Genomic DNA, 4,688 nt, shown 5'->3' with positions numbered 1-4,688 from the left:
ACGGGGGGGGGGGGGGGGCGCCCCCCCCCCCCCCGGGGGGGGGGGGGGCCGGGCGGCGGGGGCCCCCCCCCCCCCCGCGCGCCCGCGCGCGGCGGGGGGGGGGGCCCCCCCCCCCCCCGCGCCGCACTGCCCGCCCTGTGCGTCACCCAGATCACCAGCTGGGGAATCGTCTACTACGCCTTCCCCGTCCTGAATCCCGCCATCACCGCCGACACCGGCTGGAGCCCAGGCGCCACCACCGCCGCGTTCTCCGCCGCCCTCCTCGTCTCCGCCCTCACCGGCATCTACGTAGGCCGCGTCCTGGACCACCGCGGCCCCCGCACCGTCATGACAGCCGGCTCCGTCCTCGGCGTACTCAGCCTGCTCACCGTGGCCGCCGCCCCCAACCTGGTTGTCTTCGCCGCCGGGTGGCTGCTCGCCGGCGCGGCGATGGCCGCCACCTTCTACCAGCCCGCCTTCGCCGCCCTCACCCGCTGGTGGGCCCCCGACCACATCCGCGCACTCACCATCGTCACCCTCGCCGGCGGCCTCGCCTCCACACTCTTCGCACCCCTGACCGCCCTCCTCGCCGAGCACCTGAGCTGGCGCGCCACGTACACCGTGCTCGCCACGATCCTCGCGATCGTCACCGTGCCCGCCCACGCCCTCGCCCTCAAAGCGCCCTGGCCGCCCGCCCCCAAGGGCCCCGTACATGCTGCCCGCGGCAGTGAGTCCGTGGTGCGCAGCAGAGCCTTCTGGATGCTGGCCGCCACCTTCACCCTCTCCGGGTTCGCCATGTACGCCGTCGTGATGGGACTCGTACCGCTCCTTCTGGAGCGCGGCTACACCACCACCCAGGCCGCCTGGGTCCTCGGACTGGGGGGCGCCGGACAAACCCTCGGCCGCACCCTGTACGCCACCCTGGCCCGCCGCACCGGCGCCACCACCCGCACCACCACCCTGGTCGGACTCGGTGGCCTCACCACCGCAGCCCTCGCAGTCACCGCCGGACCCTACGCCCTCCTGGTCGCGCTCGCGGTGGTCGCCGGAACGGTACGCGGCAACCTCACCCTCCTCCAGGCCACCGCCGTCACCGACCGCTGGGGCACCACCCACTACGGCCGCCTCTCCGGACTCCTCGCCGCACCAGCCCACACCGCCGCCGCCCTGGCCCCCTTCGCTGGCGCCGCCCTTGCCGCACCCCTCGGCGGCTACCCGGCCCTGTTCACACTCCTCGCCGCTCTCTCCGCCGTGGCCGCCGTCACCAGCCTCGGAAGCCGCCCACCTCGACCGCCCGCGTGACCCCCGGTGCTCCGTGGGCTTCTCGGCGGCCTTGCAGGGCGGGTCATTCCTGCCCGTCCTCGTCGTCATCGAGTTCGACGGTGTCAGGGTTGCGCAGCGGACGCAGGCCGCCGCCCGCCGGAGTGGAGGCGGTGAAGCTGTAGCGGCCGAGCACGTTGAGGTTCCCGTGCTTGAGCGGGGAGAGCCGGGCGATGTCCTCATCTCGGATCTCGTGACTCTCCGCGCGCAGCTGGGCGACTGCCGCGTCGATGTAGCGGGTCGTCCACAGCACCACTGCGTTCAGGACCAGACCGAGCGCGCCGAGCTGGTCCTCCATCCCGTCCCGGTACGCCTGATGGATGGTGCCTCGCTTGCCGTGGCACAGGTCGCGGGCCAGCTTGTGCCTCGACTCCTGCACGGTGAGCTGCCGGTTCATCTGGCGGCGGTAGGTGTCGTCGACGGGGTCGACGACGCGCAGCAGGTGCTCGGTCTTGGCGATCCGTCCGTACTCGGCGAACGCCTGCCCCAGCGGGGTGGGGTGGCCTTCGCGGCCGAACATCCGCAGCAGGTCGTAGGCGCGGACCTGGTTGGTGACCAGGGAGCCGGCGACCCGCAGCATGTCCGGCCAGTGCGTGATCACCTTGTTCAGGTTGACCCGGTTGCGGGCCAGTGGCTCCAGGGGCCCGTACGTGCCCGTCTCGATGCCGGGAAGGGACGCGCGCCAGAACCGCTGGTCGTCCAGGTCCTTGAATCGGGGGCTGAAGTTGTAGCCCAGGATTTTGAAGATGCCGAAGACGATGTCGGAGTACGAGGCGTTGTCGGTGGCCACCATCTCCGGCTTTACCCCGCCGTCGAGGTTGAGCAGGGCATCCAGGATGTGCAGGGAGTCTCGCGGGGTGCCCGGCACGACCATCTGCCCGATGCCCGCGACCTGGTCGTTGACGGCGTTGAGCCAGGTGATGCCCCGCTTGAACCCGTAATACTTTGGGGAAGGGGCGGCGTTGATGGTGCGGACCGGGACGACGAACCGCAGTCCGTCGACCGAGGCCAGCAGCCCGTCCCCCCAGTACCGCACGATCGGCACCTGGCCCTGCGCTGTGATCAGCGCCGCGTTCGCCGCGGCGATGGTGTCGGCGCGCAGGTAGAACTGGTCGACGTGTACCAGCCGGGCCCGGGTCAGCGCCTCATGTGCCGGGTTGGTGACCGGGGTCATCCCGATGTTGCACGCCTCCGAGACCAGGAGGGCCACCAACGAGGTGGTCAGGTCCTTCATGCGGGTCGTGCCGTCGCCCAAGTGCACGAAGGCGTCCAGGAACCCGGTCCAGCCGCGCACCTCGAACAAAAGCTCCGGCAGGTCGATCTTCGGGAGCATCTTCGCCACCCGGCCTCGCAGCCAGGCCAGGGACTTGGGCTCGCCCAACGCGCCGAGCTTGGACACGTTCAGCTTCGCCCGGCCACCCGGCGGAACCTCGATGGTGACCTTCGTGTCGGGCCCGGCCGCTTCCAGGCGGTCCGCCATCTGCTTCCATGCCGCGTCCAGCGCCCCTACCAGCGCGGCCAAATGCTCCTCGACAGGCATGTCCAGGCTCAGCCCGGCCAGGACGTCCTCGCGGACAGCCTCCCACGAAGGGCCGTCCAGCAGCCGGGCCCGCGGGTCGGACCAGCGGTGCGAGGGAGAGGCGAACACATCCAGGCGCGCAAGAGCGCGGTGAAGCTGCTCCAGCACGCACACCACGTACGCGTCCCGATCCACGGCCCCTTGCGGCAGTTCGGCGTTCGCGTACACCGCCTTGCGCCACGCGGCCGGCACCAGCTTGTCATCGACCTCGCGCGGCAGCAGCGGCTTGTCCTTCACCCGCCGCCGCGCCAGCGCCGGCAGCCGCCTCACCCCGGCCAGCACCCGCGCCCCGCCCGTCGCCGCGTCCAGCGCCTTCGACTCGCCCAGCAGCGACAGGAACGGCCGCACCGTGTTGTACCGAGTCGCCAGCGCCGCCCGCATTGCGACCGCCGCTGTGTCCTCGTCCTCCGGCACCAGCGAGACCACCAACGCGGCCGCGCTCATCACCACTGCCCGCGGCGCGACCTCCTCCAACGCCCGCCAAAGTGCCGTCGCGTCCAGGTCTGCGCCGTGCTGCTCGACCAGCTCCAGCTCCTCGAACAGCACCTTCGCGGCCCGTGCCAGCGTCCGCGACGCCTTCTCCAGCTGGGGCAGCGTCGAAAGCCGGTCCTTGTCGGTGGCTCTCTTCGCCGTGCTGAGCAGCCGCGTCGCCATCAGCACCGAGAACAGGTCCAGCGCCTCGTCGATCGCCTTCGCCTCAAGGTGGCGCATCACCGCGGTGAGCATCGCGGTGCGCTTGGGCTCCGCGGCCCGCTCCAGACTCGCCGCCTTGGAACCCAGCCCGTACCGGGCCAAGGACGCCAGCCGGTTCGCAGGGATCTGCGACAGCTTCAACCGCCCCAGCTGGAACGCGCCGATCTCATCGACGCGCTCCAGCGACCGGGCGAATGCGGTGCCCGTCGTCCGCGTCGGCGGCCGGCGCAGCCGCTCCAGCTCCGAATACCGGCCGCCCTCCGGAACGGACAGGGTGGCCACCAAGTCCGTCGGCAGTGCCGGGTCCGCGCGGCGAGCAGCTCTGGCTACGGTGGTGTGCAGCCGCTTCTCCGCGATCGTGCGGACCTCGGACACCTGCCGGGCCAGCACCGATACTCCCGGCAGCAGCACCCGGTTTCGTCGCAGCCAGCCCACCGCCTGGTTGAACAGCGCGACGGGTCCCTCCGCGTGTGTCCAACCCCGGCCGTGCAGGAACGTACGGAACTTCCGCCCCCACTCCGGGTCCTCATACGGGTGGTAGCCGTAGGCGTCCCGGATCTCCCACGCGTGGTCATACAGCGTCTGGCGGCGCTCGGTGTACCGCTTCACGCACGACGGGTCCTCGACACCCAGCTGCGCGGCCAGATGCTCGACCACCGGCCACGGCACCACGAGGGGGTCCTCCAGGAACAGCCCCACGTACCGGACCGTGCACATCTGGAGAGCGAAGCCCAGCTGATGATGCTTGGTACGCCGCAGCGCGATCAGATCCCGATCGACGTCGTCCAGGAAGAAGAACCGCTCCAACTCAGGTCTCGTCGGCTCCTCAGCGAACTTCCCGTACGCCTCGGCCTGATCATCAGTTAAGAACTCCACCGGCATGGCGCGACCGTAGTCAGCCTCCGCCCATGATCGACGATCTTTCGGCGATCCCCAGCACCGAGGACGATCACCGTGCTAGACGTCCATGATCAATCTCGTCGATAACCGCTGTATCGATGTGCCCCGAGGCCGTTCCCCTGAGAGGCTGTTGTCTTTCCGAGTGTGATGACGGCGTTTTCACTGGTCAGGGGTAGTGGTGGCGTCCGTGTGGGAGTGATGGATCGTTGTTTCGTCG

Annotated in this window: 2 protein-coding genes; one reads left to right on the top strand and one right to left on the bottom strand. The window is 70.6% G+C overall.

The annotated features are described in order from the left end of the window. Positions 1–126 precede the first annotated feature (126 nt). Positions 127–1,281, top strand: a complete 1,155-nt coding sequence (locus ACH4MY_RS36300; protein WP_398008953.1) for an MFS transporter — start codon at positions 127–129, stop codon at positions 1,279–1,281. Positions 1,282–1,324: 43 nt separating this feature from the next. Here the strand turns inward: ACH4MY_RS36300 and ACH4MY_RS36295 are convergent, their stop codons facing one another. Continuing rightward, positions 1,325–4,453, bottom strand: a complete 3,129-nt coding sequence (locus tag ACH4MY_RS36295) for a Tn3 family transposase (protein ID WP_398008840.1) — start codon at positions 4,451–4,453, stop codon at positions 1,325–1,327. Positions 4,454–4,688 lie beyond the last annotated feature (235 nt).

The sequence above is a fragment of the Streptomyces sp. NPDC017246 genome (genome assembly GCF_044331325.1).
Lineage (GTDB): Bacteria > Actinomycetota > Actinomycetes > Streptomycetales > Streptomycetaceae > Streptomyces.
The sequence above is the reverse complement of the archived record's forward strand: the minus strand, read 5'-3'. Positions and strand labels throughout refer to the sequence as shown.

What these genes read in the sequence shown, in the direction of transcription:
- ACH4MY_RS36295 (WP_398008840.1), bottom strand. Translation starts at nt 4,453, where the DNA reads ATGCCGGTGGAGTTCTTAACTGATGATCAGGCCGAGGCGTACGGGAAG.